The organism is Streptococcus sp. C150 (assembly GCF_000187445.1).
GTDB classification, from domain to species: Bacteria; Bacillota; Bacilli; order Lactobacillales; family Streptococcaceae; genus Streptococcus; species Streptococcus raffinosi.
Genome location: NZ_GL698449.1, coordinates 1,579,039 through 1,597,024, shown reverse-complemented (window position 1 = coordinate 1,597,024; position 17,986 = coordinate 1,579,039). Strand labels below are relative to the sequence as shown.

The following is a 17,986-nucleotide window of genomic DNA, read 5'->3' as shown; positions in this document are numbered from 1 at the left end:
ATGATAGATGTACTTGTACTAGTAATAAGCTAGAAATCCTTCTGATTTTGCTATCTCTTTTAGGTATTTTGTGATATAATGAAAACGTATTAAAAAATTAAGGAGTCTGATCAAATGGCTAAATTGACTGTTAAAGATGTTGACTTGAAAGGGAAAAAAGTTCTCGTTCGTGTTGACTTCAACGTTCCTGTAAAAGACGGTGTGATCACTAATGATAACCGTATCACTGCTGCTCTTCCAACAATCAAGTATATCCTTGAACAAGGTGGGCGTGCAATCCTCTTCTCTCACCTTGGACGTGTAAAAGAAGAAGCTGATAAAGAAGGTAAATCACTTGCTCCTGTAGCTGCTGACTTGGCTGCTAAATTGGGTCAAGAAGTGAAATTTATCCCAGGTGTTACACGTGGTGCTGAATTGGAAGCAGATGTTAACGCTCTTGAAGATGGACAAGTTCTCTTGGTTGAAAACACTCGTTTCGAAGATGTTGATGGCAAGAAAGAATCTAAAAACGATCCTGAACTTGGTAAATACTGGGCATCACTTGGAGATGGTATCTTCGTAAACGATGCATTCGGTACAGCTCACCGTGCACACGCATCTAACGTTGGTATTTCAGCAAACGTTGATAAAGCAGTTGCTGGTTTCCTTCTTGAAAACGAAATTGCCTACATTAAAGAAGCAGTTGAAGCTCCAGAACGTCCATTCGTGGCTATCCTTGGTGGATCTAAAGTATCTGATAAGATTGGTGTTATCGAAAACCTTCTTGCGAAAGCTGATAAAGTTCTTATCGGTGGTGGGATGACTTACACATTCTACAAAGCTCAAGGTATCGAAATCGGTAACTCACTTGTAGAAGAAGACAAATTGGATGTAGCGAAAGCTCTTCTTGAAAAAGCAAACGGTAAATTGATCTTGCCAGTTGACTCAAAAGAAGCAAACGCATTTGCTGACTACACTGAAGTGAAAGACACTGAAGGTGAAGCAGTAGATCCAGGATTCCTTGGTCTTGATATCGGTCCTAAATCAATTGCTGAATTCGATAAAGCCTTGACTGGTGCGAAAACAGTTGTATGGAACGGTCCTATGGGTGTATTTGAAAACCCTGACTTCCAAGCTGGTACAATCGGTGTGATGGACGCTATTGTGAAACAACCAGGTGTTAAATCAATCATCGGTGGTGGTGACTCAGCTGCTGCAGCAATCAACCTTGGACGTGCAGATAAATTCTCATGGATCTCTACTGGTGGTGGTGCATCTATGGAACTCCTTGAAGGTAAAGAACTTCCAGGATTGGCTGCCCTTACTGATAAATAATCTAATTAGAATGAAAAGAGTTGGGTAACCAACTCTTTTTACGTTGTCATTTTAAAAATATTTAGTGAAGAATATGTAATCAAAATCATTTAGAATAGCCAAAAGTTTCATAATCATGTTAAAATAGTTGAATGGGATTGAAATTTGAACCGAAAAAATTTAAATTTGGTATGCGTACACTGAAGACGGGGATTGCTGTCTTTCTTGTTTTAGGCTTGTTTTCTGCTTTAGGGTGGGAAGGGCTTCAGATTGGTTGTTTAACTGCTGTCTTCAGCCTTCGTGAAAACTTTGATAGAAGTATTCAATTTGGGAAGTCACGTATTTTTGCAAACACGGTTGGAGGTCTGCTATCTCTTTTATTTTATTTTGTGAATATGTTGTTTGATCATTCGGTTTGGGTGACATTGATATTGGTTCCAATTTTAACCATGTTAACTATTGTGATTAATGTGTCTTTCAATAATTCCTCTGGTGTTATTGGAGGAGTTGCGGCACTGCTAATTATTACCTTATCTATCCCACCTAATGATACTTTTGTTTATGTTATTGCTCGGGTTTTTGAGACCTTTTGTGGTGTTTTTATTGCTATCCTCGTGAACTATGATTATAATTGGCTGACTAAACACCTAAAATAAGAATAATAGAGTTCTCAGGGGCTCTATTTTTCTGTTTTCAATGACAAAACTCCTCAATTTGAGTGAATAAATGGTGAAACGTTCGGGAACTACTCATTATGTTAGAAAAAGTGACATAAACTGTTGACATGTAGAAATATTCAGAATATAATTGTTAGGAAAGGAGGATGATCATGGCAAGAGAGAAAGAATTAAGGCGTTCTCTAGCTGTTTTTCCGATTGGAACAGTTATGAAGTTGACGGATTTAACCGCTCGTCAAATTCGTTACTATGAAGATCAAGGTTTAATTCAACCTGAACGTACAGCTGGAAATCGTCGGATGTACTCATTAAATGATATGGATCGTTTATTGGAAATCAAAGATTTTTTGGATGATGGTTACAATATTGCAGCGATTAAACATGAGTACGAAGAGCGTGAAGTTCGTGCCCAACAAAAACAAGTGGCTTTAACAGATGCGGACGTTCGACGTATCTTGCATGATGAACTCCTTCAGCAAGGCCGTTTTACGACCCCGTCACAACAATTTGGTAACTTGCGTATCTAATTACGCTTTGAACTTTTATTTTTGGTTTTTATAAAGGAGACCCCTATTATGGCAATCACAGCAGCTGATATTCGTCGCGAAGTCAAAGAGAAGAATGTTACTTTCTTGCGTTTAATGTTCTCTGATATCCTTGGTGTTATGAAGAACGTTGAAATTCCTGCGACAGATGAACAGTTGGATAAGGTACTTTCAAATAAAGCTATGTTTGATGGTTCATCAATCGAGGGATTTGTTCGTATCAACGAATCTGATATGTATCTTTACCCAGATCTTGATACGTGGACAGTTTTCCCTTGGGGCGATGAAAATGGTGCAGTAGCTGGTCTTATTTGTGATATCTATACTTCTGCGGGTGAACCATTTGCTGGTGACCCTCGTGGTAACTTGAAAAAAGCTTTGCGTCATATGGAAGAAGTTGGTTATAAATCATTTAACCTTGGACCAGAACCAGAATTTTTCCTTTTCAAATTAGATGAGCAAGGTAATCCTACGCTTGAAGTTAACGATAAAGGTGGTTATTTTGACCTTGCTCCTACTGACCTTGCAGACAACACACGTCGTGAAATCGTTAATGTGTTGACAGAAATGGGATTTGATGTTGAGGCATCTCACCATGAAGTGGCGGTTGGTCAACATGAAATCGACTTCAAGTATACAGATGTTTTGAAGGCTTGTGATAATATCCAAATTTTCAAATTGGTTGTTAAGACAATCGCTCGTAAACATGGTCTTTATGCGACATTTATGGCGAAACCTAAATATGGTATTGCTGGTAGCGGTATGCACTGTAACATGTCTCTCTTCACTGAAGAAGGAAATGCATTCTTTGATCCAGAGGATCCACGTGGTATGCAATTGTCTCAAGACGCTTACTACTTCCTTGGTGGTTTGATGAAACATGCATATAACTATACTGCAATTATTAACCCAACAGTTAACTCTTACAAACGTTTGGTTCCTGGATATGAAGCTCCTGTATATATTGCATGGGCAGGTAGCAACCGTTCACCATTGATCCGCGTTCCTGCGTCTCGTGGTATGGGTACACGTTTGGAATTGCGTTCAGTAGACCCAATGGCAAACCCATACTTGGCCCTTGCTGTTCTTTTGGAAGCTGGTCTTGATGGTATTATTAACAAGATTGATGCTCCAGATCCAGTTGAAACAAACATTTACTCAATGTCTCCTGAAGAACGTAAAGAAGCAGGTATTATTGATTTGCCATCAACACTTCGTAACGCTCTTAAAGCATTGGAAACAGATGAAGTGGTTCGTCAAGCTTTGGGTAATCATATCTATACAAACTTCCTTGATGCGAAACGTATGGAATGGGCAAGCTATGCTACCTTTGTTTCACAATGGGAAATTGATAACTACTTGGATATTTATTAAGAAATTAAATTTGAAAATCAGGTTATGCCTGGTTTTCTTTTTCTTTTAAATTTATTAAGTTCTTGGACAAATTACGTAGTTTTAACTGAGCTGTTTTCTTTTGTCATATTTCTTTATTCCTCCTTAATCGCATTAAAATATGAGAGTGTTAAACTAATTTCATATTAATCTTATTCAGGGGGAATTATGAAAACTACAAAAAAAGCTGCTTTGGCAGCAGCCTCAAGTGCATTATTGCTCGGTCTTACAGTCGCACAAACAGTTAATGCTGATACTTATACAGTTCAAAATGGAGATTCATTCTTCGGGATTGCTAGTCAGTATGGTGTAGATCCTTATCAATTAGCAGCTGAAAATGGCATGACTATTTGGTCAACAATTGTTCCTGGTGGAAGCTTGGAAGTTTCAGGAGCTACTACGGCAGTTGAAGAAACAACAGAAGTTTCTTCTTCAGAGGTAACAGCTACTGATTCAGATGCTACTTGGAATCGTTATCCAGTTGGTCAATGTACATGGGGTGTTAAGGAAGTCGCTCCATGGGCAAGTAACTGGTGGGGTAATGGTGGCGATTGGGCCGGAAGCGCTGCTAGCCAAGGTTATGCTGTAGGTTCAACACCTGTGACAGGATCAATTGTATGTTGGACTGATGGTGGTTATGGTCACGTTGGTTATGTAACACAAGTTGGTCAAGATGGTCAAATTCAAATCTTGGAGTCAAACTATAACAACCAGCAACAAATCAATAACTATCGTGGTTGGTTTGATCCACAAAACTCAACTACACCAGGTTCAGTATCTTACATTTATCCAGGTGCATAAAACGAAAAGAAGCGCTTATAGCGCTTTTTTACTTGCTGGAAGAGTTGTGCTCAGACTGGATTTAAACTTAAAAAATGGTAGCTAGATGGCTACCATTTTTTTATTTATCAGGTGTGAGAATCATTGGAATAATGATTGGTTCACGTTCTGTTTTTTCATATAGGAATGGGCGTAAAGCATTGACGATAGCTCCGTTAACAGATTGGATGCTAGCATCTTTATTCTTAAGAGCGATACGAATAGCATTGAATAGAATGCGTTGGCTTTCGCGGATAAGATCGCCAGATTCACGCATATAGATGAAGCCACGACTGAGGATGTCTGGACCAGCTAGAATCATCTTAGACTTGAAGTCAACAGTAGCTACGGCAAGTACGACACCATCTTCAGAAAGATCACGACGGTCACGAAGAACCGCGGCTCCGATATCCCCAATACCATTACCATCAACATAGATATCTTGGGCATTGAAGTGACCTGCACGACGCGCAGAGTCTTTTGTTAGGGCTAAGACATCACCATTTTCCATAATGAAGATATTATCTTTTGGAACGCCACAATCAACAGCAAGACCTGCGTGGACTTTCTGCATGCGGTATTCACCGTGAACAGGCATGAAGAATTTTGGTTTGATCAAACGAAGCATTAGTTTTTGCTCTTGTTGACCACCGTGTCCAGAGGTATGGATATTGTTGATTTTACCGTGGATAACATCAACACCAGCTTCTTGAATGGTATTAATCAGACGGTTAACGCTAGTGGTGTTCCCTGGAATAGGACTAGATGAGAAGATGACAGTGTCACCAGGTTGTAGTGTCACTTGGCGGTGCATCCCATTGGCGATACGTGCAAGGGCCGCCATAGGCTCCCCTTGAGAACCGGTACACATGATAAGAATCTCACTGGCATGATAGTTTTTCATCTCACTAGGATCAATGATAGTCCCTTTTGGAACCTTGATGTAACCTAGTTCGACCCCGTTGACAATGGCTTTTTCCATAGAACGTCCGAAGACAACAATCTTACGGCCAGTTTTTACAGCGGCTTCGGCAGCTTGTTGAAGACGGAAAATGTTTGAGGCAAATGAGGCGAAAATAATACGTCCGTGGATGCCTTCAATAATTTTCATAATGGATTGGCCAACAACCTTCTCGGAATTAGTGAAAGTTGGTACTTCAGCATTGGTTGAGTCTGAGAGGAGGCAAAGAACGCCTTCCTCACCAAGTGCAGCCATACGGTGAAGGTCTGCTGGTTCCCCTACTGGGGTGAAGTCAAACTTAAAGTCACCGGTACACACAATTTTACCTTGAGGTGTATGGATGACAATACCGAGAGGTTCTGGAATTGAGTGAGTAGTGCGGAAGAAGGTCACGCTCATATTTTTGAAAGTAAGCTCTGTATTAGCATTAATTTCGTAGAGTTGTGCGTCACGAAGTAGTCCGTGTTCTTCCAATTTTCCTTTGATAAGAGCAAGAGCAAGCGGTCCTGCATAAATTGGGATATTTGCCTGTTTAAGAAGGAAGGGAATCCCACCAATATGGTCTTCGTGACCGTGGGTAATGACAAGTGCCTTTACACGATCAACGTTTTCAACGATGTAAGAATAGTCTGGGATGACATAGTCGATTCCGAGAAGATCGTCTTCGGGGAATTTAATACCCGCATCGACGATGATAATCTCATCTTGGTATTCAATACCATAGGTGTTTTTACCGATTTCCCCCAAACCACCAATCGCATAAACCCCAACTTCTTCAGGTTTTAGATTGATTTTTGATGCCATGGTCTTAGAACTCCGTTACTTCAAAAACGCCTGTTTCTTTTTCGTATTCAAGGGCTTTTTCTGAGAGGAGCTCGATGAATTCGATGTTATAGGCAGTGTTTTTTTCGATGATTTGACGAGCTTGGATACGTCCCTCAAGTTCAGTTTCTGCATCGATATCTAGGTAGAGTGATTTTGTCTGTTCACGGCGTGGATTACGCTCTTTAGTTTCTTGGTAAAAGACTTTATAAATCATGGTTTTCCTTTCTTTCCAAAAGGCTCTGCCATTCTATAAAAAAACCGGTCAAGTTAATCTTTCTTTGATTTACTTGACGTTATGATATTCACTTTATGAGTAATAGCTAGTAGCCTTGATTCGTTTAACAATTACTATTATTGTACCATAAGATAAGGGCTAGATAAAGAAAATGGCGGAAAAAGTTGGAAAATGTTCGTTTCTGGGAAACAGTGACTTGTGTTATAATAGAAAAGCATAAAAGGAAACAAGGAAAAAAGATGAAAATATTAGCATTTGATACTTCTAGCACTGCTTTATCAGTAGCCTTGTTGGAAGAAGAGAAACTAGTGGCAGAGACAACTGTCACAGTAAAAAAGAACCACAGTATTAGTTTAATGCCCACCATTGATTTTTTAGTTGCTCAGGCAGGCTGGCAGCCGTCTGATTTAGAACGTATTGTGGTTGCACAGGGGCCTGGATCCTACACCGGGCTTCGTGTGGCTGTCGCAACAGCTAAGACGTTAGCCTATGCGCTTGACATTGATTTAGTGGGGGTTTCAAGTCTACAGGCGCTGACAAACCTTTCGGTTGTCGGTGTTGTGATTCCTATCATGGATGCCCGTCGTAATAATGTTTACGTTGGTTTTTATGAAAATGGTCAGGCTATCGTCCCTGATTGTCATGCTGCCTTTACAGATGTTCTTGAGCAAGCTAAAGTTTATGAAAAGGTGACATTTGTCGGTGAAGTGGCTAATTTTGCGGATCAGATTAAGGAAAATCTTCCAGAGGCAACGATCTTGTCTAGCCTTCCATCAGCTCAGTTAATTGGTCGTTTAGGCTTGTCCTTGCCTTCTGTTGATGTGGATGCTTTTGTTCCACATTACTTGAAGCGGGTTGAGGCAGAGGAGAATTGGCTCAAGACGCATGAGGAGACTAATCGTGACAACTACATCAAGCGCGTCTAGATTGAGTAGCCAAGAGCAAGCTCAACTGATTTATCAGATTCTGTCGGATGTTTATGACAAGTCTCCTTGGACGATAGAACAAGTGGCAGCAGACTTGGCTTTAGATACTACGGAATATTTCTATGTGTATGATCAGGAAGAAGTTGTTGGTTTTTTAGCCCTTCAAAATTTGGTGGGTGAGCTTGAGGTGACCAATATCGCCGTTTTAAAAGCTTATCAAGGGCGTGGTTATGCTAGTCAGTTGATGAAGCATTTGGAAGATCGTAGTGAGCCAATCTTTCTTGAAGTGAGGACTTCAAATCAAGTTGCTCAGGCACTTTATAGAAGATTTGGTTTTGAAAATCTAGGAATTCGAAAAAATTATTATCATGAGCCTCAAGAGGATGCGGTTATCATGAGGCGAGAGGAAGTCTAATGGCAGATAGATATATTTTGGCAGTGGAGAGCTCATGTGATGAGACTTCAGTTGCCGTTTTGAAAAATGAAAAGGAACTTTTAAGTAATATTATTGCCAGTCAGGTGGAAAGCCATAAACGTTTTGGTGGTGTTGTTCCTGAGGTGGCTAGTCGTCACCATGTGGAAGTGGTGACTCTTTGTATTAAGGATGCCCTTTCAGATGCGGGCATTAGTGCTGAACAACTAGATGCTGTAGCGGTAACCTATGGTCCAGGTTTGGTCGGGGCACTTTTAGTTGGCATGGCAGCGGCTAAGGCCTTTGCTTGGGCTCATGGTTTGCCTTTGATTCCAGTTAATCATATGGCTGGGCATCTGATGGCGGCGCGTGAGGTTCAAGAGTTAGAATATCCCCTCTTAGCACTTTTGGTGTCTGGGGGACATACAGAGTTGGTTTATGTGTCAGAACCGGGAAATTACAAGATTGTTGGTGAGACACGTGATGATGCAGTTGGTGAGGCCTATGACAAGGTCGGCCGTGTGATGGGCTTGACCTATCCAGCCGGACGTGAAATTGATGAATTGGCTCATAAAGGGAAAGATGTTTATGATTTTCCACGTGCTATGATTAAAGAAGAAAACTTGGAATTTTCATTTTCAGGTTTGAAGTCAGCCTTTATCAATTTACATCACAATGCAGAGCAAAAGGGAGACCTTCTAGTCAAAGAAGACCTTTGTGCTTCCTTCCAAGCAGCTGTTTTGGATATTCTCCTAGCTAAGACCAAGAAAGCCTTGGAGCGTTATTCTGTCAAGACACTTGTTGTGGCTGGTGGCGTGGCAGCTAATCAGGGCTTACGTGAACGTTTGGCTGAAGAAATCACAGATGTAGATGTAGTCATCCCACCTTTACGTCTCTGTGGTGATAATGCTGGCATGATTGCCTTAGCAGCAGCTATTGAATGTGATAAGAAACATTTTTCTGATTTGGACTTGAATGCTAAGCCAAGTCTAGCTTTTGAAGGATTTGAAGAATAAGAAGAACCTCTTACTAGTCTGGTAAGAGGTTCCTTTAGAAAGGATTGTGTGTGTCTGACTTTCGTTTGGGTGTGAAAGCCGCAGTACCCACAGCTCTAGGTTATGTGGCTATTGGCCTTGCCTTTGGTGTGGTAGCAGCGGCTTCGGGACTATCAGCTCTTGAAGTTGGTCTTATGTGTGCCTTGGTCTATGGTGGCTCGGCTCAATTTGCCATGTGTGCCTTAGTGGTTGCAGGGGCCAGCCTGGGTGAGTTAACCTTGACTGTTTTCTTGGTTAATTTGCGTAACATGTTGATGAGTTTACATGCAACGACGATTTTTACAAAAACAAGTCTCTGGAATCAGCTGGGAATTGGTAGTCTGATTACGGATGAAAGTTACGGAGTCTTGTTGGGAGAATATGTGCATCATAAAGATATTTCCGCCAACTGGATGCATGGTAACAATATTTTCAGTTATCTGGTTTGGATTGTATCATCAGTAATTGGTTGCTTGATTGGTTCAATGATTCCTAATCCTGAGCTTTTTGGCTTGGATTTTGCCTTAATTGCTATGTTTATCGGCTTGTTAAGTAGCCAGATTGATGCCTTGTTAGGGGAAGGTGTGCGTAAGCTACTCTTGATTCTACTATCTATTGCGGTGACTTATCTGAGCTTTAGTATCATCTTGTCAGAATCTTTGGCAGTCCTAGTGGCAACTTTGATTGGATGTAGTGTGGGGGTGATGTGTGACGGCCGTCAATAAGTTTATTCTCATTGCTATTCTACTTGGGTTTGTGGTCAGCTGGGTTCCTCGTGTTCTTCCCTTTGTCTTGGTTAAATACAAGGGCTTACCAGATATTGTTGTTCGTTTTTTGCACTATCTGCCAGTTTCTATTCTCTTTGCCCTGATTCTCTCAAGCCTCATGACTGAGAAAATCGGTCACTTGCCGCAGTTTAAGTGGATGGAAATACTGGCTACGGTGCCAACGGTAATTGTAGCATTTAAGAGTAAGAATCTCCTCTATGCTGTGATCGTCGGTATTGTGTCTATGGCCCTGATACGATTAGTATTTTAGTAAATGAAAAGACTTGGAGTTGCTCTCAGTGAGTCGCTTTCCAAGTCTTTTTCTTTAGTTGCTGTTAAAAAAGGCTGCAATATCATCTTCGCTGAGCCCAATCATTGGGTCAATAGTGGCCCAATTGTCTTCAGTTAAACGATAGTTTTCTACTATTTGCACAGGTTTGTTAACAGACTTATCCACAGCTTGTGAATAAGTGTTGATAAGAGTTGTATCTGTATTGACATCTTCTGAGAATCCTTTATTTTCAAAGGTTTCTGAAGGGTCAGCCTTTTTCGTTTTTGTTTGATTGGAGGCGTCTTTTGCCTCGTTTTTAACAATCTTTTCGACAGACTTACCCACAGCTTGTGTATAAGTTTGTTCAAATCGTTGGATGAGGTAGGTATTGCGTTTGGCGCCTTCGTTGTGAACGGCATAATCGAAGGCTGCAATTTCCCCTAATATGACTAGCTTACTCTTGGCGCGTGTGATAGCGGTGTAGATGAGGTTACGCTGTAGCATACGTCCACTTTGGCGTGTGATGGGAAGGATAACGACAGGGAACTCACTTCCTTGGGATTTATGGATTGACATGGCATAGGCCAGGGTAATTTTATGCCATTCGTTGCGAGGATAGATAACCTCATTACCATCAAAGGACATGTAAATTTCGTCCTGCTTGCTTTCAGTGTATTTACCGGGAATCAGGTCGGTAATGATACCGATATCACCATTGAAGACATTGAGTTCTGTATCATTAACCAGATGGAGAATCTTGTCATTCTTACGGAAGAATATGTCATTAAAGGCAAATTGATTGGCCTTTTCTTGGGGGTTGAGTAGGTCCTGCATAATGGTATTGAGATTGTTGATACCAGCCTGGCCTCGGTACATGGGGGCTAGAATCTGCACATCCTGAGCAGCAATCCCGCTCTTTATAGCGGCTGAGACAATTTTAGGAACCATCTGTGGAATATGATTGGCATTGGCTTCAAAGTAAGAGCGATCTGCCTTTTTCTCTGTGAAATCAGCAGGTAGTTGGCCTTGACGCATTTGACTAGCCAAGGTAACGATGGTGGAATCTTCGGATTGCCTGAAAATTTTGGTCAGCGAAACCTTAGGAATCTCATTAATTTGTAAGAGATTAGCCAAGACCTGACCAGGACCTACGGAAGGTAGCTGGTCTTGGTCACCCACAATGATAACCTGAGTAGAGTCCGCAATGCTCTCAAAGAGTTGATTGGCCAACCAAGTATCAACCATAGAGAACTCGTCGATAATAATTAAATCGCAATCAAGGTAGTCCTCTAAGGTCTTGAAATCATCCTCGCTATTGAGGCCTAAATGTCTATGGATAGTGGCGCTAGGAAGATTGGTTAGTTCCTTCATCCGACGCGCAGCCCGTCCCGTTGGTGCTGCTAAAATAATGGGTAAATCAGATTTTTTGAGATCTAAACCATGAAGGTCAGCATAGGTTTTAATAATTCCGTTGATGACAGTTGTTTTTCCTGTTCCAGGACCACCCGTCAGGATGAAGACCTTGCTTTGTAGCGCTTTAATAATGGCATCTTTCTGAACCTTGTCATAAGTAATACCAAGGTCCTCTTCCACTTCTTCAAGGCTTGCAAGGATTTTGTCTTCAGCACTGATGTCAGGCTGGTCTTTCATGATACGACTCAGGTGGGTATAAATGCCCTGTTCCGCAAAATATAGGGTATTATCAAAGATTTTAGTCTCTATATTTTGAACCTTGTCTTCTTGGATGAGGTTGGTTAATTGGTGAGCAACCAAGGCAGGGTCAAGCTCAATCTGGCGGGCACCCTCCAAAAGGGTAATCGTCCTTTCAAGCAAAGCTTTGGCTTCGATGTAGGTATCCCCCTCTTCCATACAGGCCTCTAGCAGGCAATGTATTAGGGCGGCTCGTAGACGTTCAGGGGCATCGCTAGCAATTCCCAGACGTTCAGCCAGTTGATCTGCCATTTTAAATCCGATTCCTTGAACTTCCTCTACTAAGAGATAGGGATGTTCTTCGATAAGGCTGAGCGATTCTTCCTTGTACTGATTGAAAATTTGTGAAGCAGCCTTTGGTGTCAGTCCATAGCTGGAAAGCTTGGACAAGATTTGCTCGGTTCCATAGTTGATTTTTAACTTTGCAACGAAGGCTTCTCGGTTAACCTTTGAAAGGTTAGGAATCTGTTCTAACTTGCTCGGGTCCTTGAGAATTTTGTCAATAGGATCTTCTCCATAAAGATCGACAATGCGCTCAGCTGTTTTCTTACCAATTCCCTTAAAATTGTCGCTAGAGAAATACTTGATAAGCCCACTGGCAGAAGGTTTTGAACGTTCGTAGCGAGTCATTTGTAGCTGTTCACCATATTTTGGGTGGTTGGTTAGCTGACCCCAGAAGGTATAATCTTCCCCCTCCATGACATCTCCCATGGTTCCCGTGACAATAATTTCGAAGTCTTCAAAGTCACTGTCAGTTTCGTCAATCTCTAAGAGTAGAATACGAAAGAAATTACTGGCATTTTCAAAAATGACACGTTGAATAGTTCCTGAAAAATAATATTCTTGCATGTGTGTTTTCCTAGATACATAATAAGGCTGGGTTTCCCCAACCTTATTTTATTTAGTGTGATTAGTTGTCCTCAACGCCACCGATTTTATTAAGTGGCCAAAGTGGCCAGAAGCGGAATTTGACTTCTCCTACAAGAGCACTTTCATCAAAGTAACCAACTGCACGGCTATCTTTAGAAACGATACGGTTGTCTCCAAGTAGGAAATATTTGCCTTCTGGAACAGTGACCGTGAAGGTTGTATTGCCCTCAGCATTGACTGTGAAGGCCTTGGCATCCTTGGCTAACTGTTGGAAGTAATCGCGGTAGTCATATTCTTTTTGTAATTTGTCCTTAGCAAAGGCAGCCTGAAATTCCTTGAGATATTTCTCTTTAACTTCCTTGCCATTGACGGTAAGTTTATCATTTTGATAGGTAATGGTATCACCTGGCATCCCAATGACACGTTTTACAATTTGTTTGGTCTTACCTTCTTCAACTTCCTTAGCAACGACAATGTCAAAACGCTCAATAGACGTGTGCTTCAAAACGATAACACGCTGTCTATCTGCTAGGGTTGGATCCATTGAGTGACCGTCGACTTGGACAGGGAGCCAGAGGAAAAGACGTGTCAAGAGGAAGAAGGTGATAAAGAGGATGAAAACTCCCCATTCACGAAGGAATTTGAGGAATAATTGGGTCCATTTGTTTTGCATAGTTAAGGCCTTTCAGGATTATTTTAAGCGTTGGTAGGCTTTTTTAGTATTGGCGAAATGATATTTAGCAGTTGCTTGGAGAGCCTGATCTCCATAAGCTTGTAGGAGCTTGGCAGCGACCTGATCGGACTTGGTTCCTGCTCCCGAAGGCAGGGTATAGCCCACTTCTTGGCTGAGTTTATCCAGATTTTCCAGGAAGAGATTGCGAGCGATGATAGAACTTACCGCCACAGCTAGGTAATTGCCTTCAGCTTTCTCTTCTAAGGTGATGGGATTGTCAAAGCGATTGCGCTCCTTCTTAAGGTATTTTTGATAATTTTTCTCACTGGTAAAAGCATCAATGACAATCTTATCTGGTTTAGCTCCTGCTTGTAACAGTAGGAAAATAGCTTGATTGTGGAGGGCTACTTTGACTGATACAGCATTGTGTGCCTTGCCGTCTCCTACCACTTCATTGTACTTCTGGGGTGAAAGTAGTAGTGCCTTGTGAGGAATCTTCTCCTCCAAGAGCGGGGCAAGTTGACGAATCTTGCTATCATTGAGATTTTTAGAATCATCGACCCCCAAGGACTTCAATAAAGCATGGTCGGCTGGTGTCACTAGACTAGCTACGACCGCTAGTCCACCAAAATAGGAGCCATTTCCCACTTCGTCTGATCCAATTAGGGCTAGATTTTGCCCTTCAGGTGACTGCTTAGGCTCAGCTTGGTAGCCAAAACGGCTAGCTAGAACCTCTGGTTTAGCACCCTGGAAGGTTACCTTACCTGAAGTATAGGCAATAACACTTGTACCATCAACCTTGGCTGAAAAACTAGCATAGGGATTGTTAGTCGCAGTCGCATAGCTTGCCAGGTCTTTCTGAAGTGTTGAAATCTGCTTTGCTGTCATTTTGAATACGATTGTGCCCATGGAATCTATTTTAGCACAAAAAAGGAGAATTGGCAGATATTTTACAGGGACTAAGTCTTGAAAAATGATTTTTCTGGGGAAGTGCAAAGTCTAAAATTTACGAAAGTTAAAATTTAGGATATAATGATTAAAAAGAGAATGCCGATTTTTGCCTTTTTTTCTAAATTGCAAAAGAATGTCTGGCATTTGAGTATCAAATACGCCCCAAGGCAAGTGTATAAATCTTGTTCGGTAAGAAAGAAATCTACTACACTAATAAGTAAGGAGAAGCTGCGGTGGACAATCTATGACCACCATTAATTAGGCAGTTAATAAGCAAATGGCAAGTAAAAACCGTTACAAATTTCATTTTGGAGAGAAAAAACTGACGCTAACGACTGACAAGGATAATCTATTCATGGAAGAAGTAGAGCGTGTTGCTCATGAAAAATATAATATTATCAAGGAGCAGATGAAAAAGGCTGACAATGAAACCATCGCTATTTTAATGGCTATTAATTCATTGTCAACGCAATTAGAACGTGAAATCCAAGTGGAAGATATGGAAAAAGAGTTGGAAATCCTAAGAGCTAAGCAACTCGAACAACTAAAAGGCAAAGCAACGGCTAAGCGTAATGGGGATGACGCATGATTGGGCTTCTTGTCTTAGCCATTGTAGCTTGGAATTTTTACATTGGCTACCGTCGTGGTCTCTTTATGCAAGCCTATTATGTGGTTTCAGTCATTATCGCCATGGGTGTGGCTGCTTATTTTTATCAACCGCTAGGCGAGGCTATTAATCTTTGGGTACCTTATACCAATCCGACTAGGGATGCTAGCATAGCTTTCTTTACAGACCAGAATATTTTTTCACTTGACCGTGTCTACTATGCTGGTGTCGCTTATTTCGCCATTTACTGTGTGGCTTATTATGGTTTGCGTTTTCTTGGGATTTTCTTTCATTTTGTGAGAATTGAGCGACTTGACCAGAGACGTTACCAAGTGGTAGGTGGTGTTTTGGCTTCATTGGTGAGCCTTGTTCCCGTGACCATGTTAGGTAACATTCTTGCAACTGTGCCTATGAACAACATCCAAACACTCCTGTCATCAAGTTGGGTATTACGTTTTTTGATTAATTACTATTTTCCAGTGAGTCAAATTATCCAGCACTTGTGGACCAGTGTGATATAGAAAAAAGAAGTCTTCCTTGATTGAGGGAGCCTTTTTTTGTTACTGGATTTGGAGCGTATGAAAAAGACTGGACATAGTGTCTCAGTCTTTCTTATATTTGCTTACCCTAGAGTTGCAATGGTACATCCAGAACCACCGGCACTTTGTGGGGCATATTCAAAACTTTTAACATGGCGATGACGGCGGAGATATTTGGTAACAGCATCACGGATGACACCTGTACCAATACCGTGGATGATGTCCACCTGACTCATGTTATTAAGTAGGGCTTGGTCAATAAAGGCATCAAGCTCTTGCATAGCTTCTTCGTAACGTTTCCCACGAAGGTCTAGACGGGCACGAGGACCACCAGATGCCTTCTTGGCTTTTTTAACCACGTTAATCTGTTTCTTCTTAGGTTGTTGGGCTTCAGCTTGGGCACGAGCCAGAGTGAATTCATCCGCTTTGAGTGTCATCTTGATGAGACCTACTTGAGCTTCCCAGTTACCATTTTTGGTCTGACTGGTAAGAGTACCACGTTGACCATAGGCGGTAACGATGATATCATCTCCAACACGAGGAGCACGCGCAGCCTTTTCTTTCTTGGCCTTACGAAGGACCTTATTCTTAGAGAGGTCCACTTGTGGGGCAAGTTTCTTGAGTTTTCCTTTGGCATCGATAACTTCATGAGGCTTGAGTTGACTCTTATCATGAAGATTTTTGAGAATACTATCGCTCTCAGCCAAAGCGGTATCAATCATATCCTGAATTTCTTTTTGAGCTTTTTCGAGTTCCTTGTCGTACTCATGGGAGAATTCATTATAGAGTTTCTTAACCGCACGGTTGAATTTAAGGTTCTCTTGCTCAACGTCCTTGATGTGTTCCAGACGTTTTTGTGTTTCCACAGTTTGGGCTTCAAGTTGCTCGATGATACGGTTGACATCACTATCAGTATCCGTGAGGTTTTCTGCCTCCTTGACAATGATCTCATTCAAACCGAGGCGTCGAGCAATTTCAAAGGCATTAGAACGACCAGGAACCCCTTGCATAAAACGATAGGTTGGGCTTAAAGTCGCTGTGTCAAACTCCATGCTGGCATTTTCCACATGTTGCGTCTCAATCCCATAGGCCTTAAGTTCAGGATAGTGAGTGGTAGCCATGGTCTTAATCTGACTTAAACGGAGGTGCTCTAAGATTGCCATGGCTAGACTAGCCCCTTCCTGAGGGTCGGTACCAGCCCCAAGCTCATCGACCAAGACCAGACTGTTACTGTCGGCAGCATTCAGAATCTCAACAATGTGGGTCATGTGACTAGAGAAAGTTGACAAACTTTGTTCGATAGACTGTTCGTCTCCGATGTCCGCAAAAATCTCTTGGAAAATGGCAACACGGCTGCCCTTATCAGCCAAAATTGGCAGACCAGATTGAGCCATTAGTTGTGCTAGTCCTAGCGTTTTAAGCATGACCGTTTTACCACCAGTATTGGGACCTGTGATGACAATGGCCGTGAGGTCCTCATCAAAGCGCAAATCGTTGGCTACTGGATTGACCAAGAGAGGGTGACGAACGTTAAGCAGTTGTAGTGTTTGGTTGTCACTAATCTTTGGAATAACCGCCTTTTTATCATGGAGATAGAGATATTTTCCTCGAATGAAGTCCATGTGGCCCAAAATCCAAGCGTTGTTAGCGATAGCAGCAGCTTGTGGGCGCAGTTGAACAGACAGTTCATGCAGGATACGAGCCATCTCGTGGCGTTCGTCTGCACGTAATTGTGTAATTTCTTCGTTAAGCTGGATAACGGCACGTGGCTCGATATATACTGTGTTTCCAGAGCTTGAGATGTCATGCACAACCCCTGCGATACGGTTACGGTAGGTGTTTTTGACAGGAAGCACCGAACGACCGTTACGACTAGCAATCAAACTCTCAGCCAACATGTGGCCAGATTTCTTGAGAATGTCTTGTAAGGTCTGGCGAATGGCATCATCGCAAGATTTAAGTTGACGACGAATATTTTGCAACTCTGGGCTAGCAAAATGCTCAATAAAACCACCGTCATTGATGCTCTGAAGACTGCCTTGTAGACTTGGGAAGGCTTCAATCTTATCAAAAAGACGTTTAAGGGCGATGAGCTCTACATTTTCAAGGTCAGCGTAGAAGCGACCAAGGTCAGCAGAAGCTTGCAGCACCTTCTTGATGGCAATGAGCTCCTGGATGTTGAGGTCAGCATCTAGCTCTAAGCGACGCAAGGGCTCAGAAATATCTCGCAAGCTACCAATGGCAAAGCCATGGTGCTCTACGAAAATCTCAGCCATTTCTTGAATTTCTGTAAATTGATTTTGAATTCTTTCTGGATTGGTCATAGGCACCAAGTCACGTAACTCTGCCTGAGCCTGTTCAGTCTGCAGGTATTCTGTGAACTGGTCCTTGACCTTGTTAAATTCTAATTGGTCTAAAATCTTTGTGTTCATAGCTTCTATTATAGCATATTTGGATATGGGGGAGTGGTGGTGGAATG

At 41.8% G+C, this 17,986-nt stretch carries 18 protein-coding genes; 12 read left to right on the top strand and 6 right to left on the bottom strand.

Annotated features, from left to right (window positions below):
* The first annotated feature begins 114 nt into the window (after positions 1 to 114).
* The 5 genes from HMPREF0848_RS07255 to HMPREF0848_RS07235 all read left to right on the top strand — a co-directional run bounded on the left by HMPREF0848_RS07255 (position 115) and on the right by HMPREF0848_RS07235 (position 4,708).
* On the top strand, positions 115 to 1,314 hold the full coding sequence (locus HMPREF0848_RS07255) for a phosphoglycerate kinase (protein ID WP_008535632.1): 1,200 nt from the start codon (positions 115 to 117) through the stop codon (positions 1,312 to 1,314).
* Positions 1,315 to 1,445: 131 nt separating this feature from the next.
* Positions 1,446 to 1,949 (top strand): FUSC family protein, encoded by a 504-nt coding sequence (locus tag HMPREF0848_RS07250; RefSeq protein WP_002889323.1) that lies wholly within the window; start codon positions 1,446 to 1,448, stop codon positions 1,947 to 1,949.
* 173 nt (positions 1,950 to 2,122) lie between these two features.
* Positions 2,123 to 2,497, top strand: a complete 375-nt coding sequence (locus tag HMPREF0848_RS07245; RefSeq protein ID WP_008535631.1) for a MerR family transcriptional regulator — start codon at positions 2,123 to 2,125, stop codon at positions 2,495 to 2,497.
* A gap of 48 nt (positions 2,498 to 2,545) precedes the next feature.
* Entirely contained in the window at positions 2,546 to 3,889 is a 1,344-nt protein-coding gene (glnA, locus tag HMPREF0848_RS07240; RefSeq protein ID WP_002884322.1) for a type I glutamate--ammonia ligase, read from the top strand.
* A gap of 186 nt (positions 3,890 to 4,075) precedes the next feature.
* Positions 4,076 to 4,708 carry a CHAP domain-containing protein gene (locus HMPREF0848_RS07235; RefSeq protein ID WP_008535629.1) on the top strand — a complete coding sequence of 211 codons (633 nt, stop codon included), beginning with the start codon at positions 4,076 to 4,078 and terminating at the stop codon, positions 4,706 to 4,708.
* Positions 4,709 to 4,808: 100 nt separating this feature from the next.
* Here HMPREF0848_RS07235 and rnjA read toward each other — a convergent pair whose 3' ends face one another.
* Together rnjA and HMPREF0848_RS07225 are read right to left on the bottom strand one after the other, a co-directional pair.
* A complete protein-coding gene (gene rnjA / locus HMPREF0848_RS07230; protein WP_002884294.1) occupies positions 4,809 to 6,491 on the bottom strand; it encodes a ribonuclease J1 in 1,683 nt (560 codons plus the stop codon).
* Positions 6,492 to 6,495: 4 nt separating this feature from the next.
* Positions 6,496 to 6,726, bottom strand: coding sequence for a DNA-dependent RNA polymerase subunit epsilon (locus HMPREF0848_RS07225; RefSeq protein WP_002884752.1), 231 nt, complete (start codon positions 6,724 to 6,726; stop codon positions 6,496 to 6,498).
* Positions 6,727 to 6,986: 260 nt separating this feature from the next.
* Between HMPREF0848_RS07225 and tsaB the strand changes: the two genes are divergently transcribed.
* Genes tsaB through HMPREF0848_RS07200 form a run of 5 tightly spaced genes read left to right on the top strand, consistent with a single transcriptional unit; the run spans position 6,987 to position 10,157 of the window.
* Positions 6,987 to 7,673 carry a tRNA (adenosine(37)-N6)-threonylcarbamoyltransferase complex dimerization subunit type 1 TsaB gene (gene tsaB / locus HMPREF0848_RS07220; protein WP_037609086.1) on the top strand — a complete coding sequence of 229 codons (687 nt, stop codon included), beginning with the start codon at positions 6,987 to 6,989 and terminating at the stop codon, positions 7,671 to 7,673.
* On the top strand, positions 7,633 to 8,088 hold the full coding sequence (gene rimI, locus HMPREF0848_RS07215) for a ribosomal protein S18-alanine N-acetyltransferase (RefSeq protein ID WP_008535625.1): 456 nt from the start codon (positions 7,633 to 7,635) through the stop codon (positions 8,086 to 8,088). The genes tsaB and rimI overlap by 41 nt, the downstream gene beginning before the upstream one ends.
* Positions 8,088 to 9,101: a tRNA (adenosine(37)-N6)-threonylcarbamoyltransferase complex transferase subunit TsaD gene (gene tsaD, locus HMPREF0848_RS07210; RefSeq protein WP_008535624.1), complete on the top strand. Its 1,014-nt coding sequence runs from the start codon at positions 8,088 to 8,090 to the stop codon at positions 9,099 to 9,101. Before rimI ends, tsaD begins: the two co-directional genes overlap by 1 nt.
* Positions 9,102 to 9,151: 50 nt before the next feature.
* A complete protein-coding gene (locus tag HMPREF0848_RS07205) occupies positions 9,152 to 9,844 on the top strand; it encodes an AzlC family ABC transporter permease (protein WP_037609083.1) in 693 nt (230 codons plus the stop codon).
* Positions 9,828 to 10,157, top strand: coding sequence for an AzlD domain-containing protein (locus tag HMPREF0848_RS07200; RefSeq protein ID WP_008535622.1), 330 nt, complete (start codon positions 9,828 to 9,830; stop codon positions 10,155 to 10,157). Before HMPREF0848_RS07205 ends, HMPREF0848_RS07200 begins: the two co-directional genes overlap by 17 nt.
* A gap of 54 nt (positions 10,158 to 10,211) precedes the next feature.
* Here the strand turns inward: HMPREF0848_RS07200 and recD2 are convergent, their stop codons facing one another.
* The 3 genes from recD2 to rnhC form a co-directional block, all read right to left on the bottom strand.
* Positions 10,212 to 12,716: an SF1B family DNA helicase RecD2 gene (gene recD2 / locus HMPREF0848_RS07195; protein WP_008535621.1), complete on the bottom strand. Its 2,505-nt coding sequence runs from the start codon at positions 12,714 to 12,716 to the stop codon at positions 10,212 to 10,214.
* A 61-nt stretch (positions 12,717 to 12,777) separates the two neighbouring features.
* Positions 12,778 to 13,410 (bottom strand): signal peptidase I, encoded by a 633-nt coding sequence (lepB, locus tag HMPREF0848_RS07190; RefSeq protein WP_008535620.1) that lies wholly within the window; start codon positions 13,408 to 13,410, stop codon positions 12,778 to 12,780.
* 18 nt (positions 13,411 to 13,428) lie between these two features.
* On the bottom strand, positions 13,429 to 14,319 hold the full coding sequence (gene rnhC, locus HMPREF0848_RS07185) for a ribonuclease HIII (protein WP_008535619.1): 891 nt from the start codon (positions 14,317 to 14,319) through the stop codon (positions 13,429 to 13,431).
* 319 nt (positions 14,320 to 14,638) lie between these two features.
* Between rnhC and HMPREF0848_RS07180 the strand changes: the two genes are divergently transcribed.
* Together HMPREF0848_RS07180 and HMPREF0848_RS07175 are read left to right on the top strand one after the other, a co-directional pair.
* Positions 14,639 to 14,950: a hypothetical protein gene (locus HMPREF0848_RS07180; protein ID WP_002889294.1), complete on the top strand. Its 312-nt coding sequence runs from the start codon at positions 14,639 to 14,641 to the stop codon at positions 14,948 to 14,950.
* Positions 14,947 to 15,489, top strand: a complete 543-nt coding sequence (locus HMPREF0848_RS07175) for a CvpA family protein (protein ID WP_008535618.1) — start codon at positions 14,947 to 14,949, stop codon at positions 15,487 to 15,489. The genes HMPREF0848_RS07180 and HMPREF0848_RS07175 overlap by 4 nt, the downstream gene beginning before the upstream one ends.
* Positions 15,490 to 15,590: 101 nt before the next feature.
* On the opposite strand, the gene HMPREF0848_RS07170 is transcribed toward HMPREF0848_RS07175, so the two are convergent.
* Positions 15,591 to 17,939, bottom strand: a complete 2,349-nt coding sequence (locus tag HMPREF0848_RS07170) for an endonuclease MutS2 (RefSeq protein ID WP_008535617.1) — start codon at positions 17,937 to 17,939, stop codon at positions 15,591 to 15,593.
* Between the last annotated feature and the right edge of the window lie 47 nt (positions 17,940 to 17,986).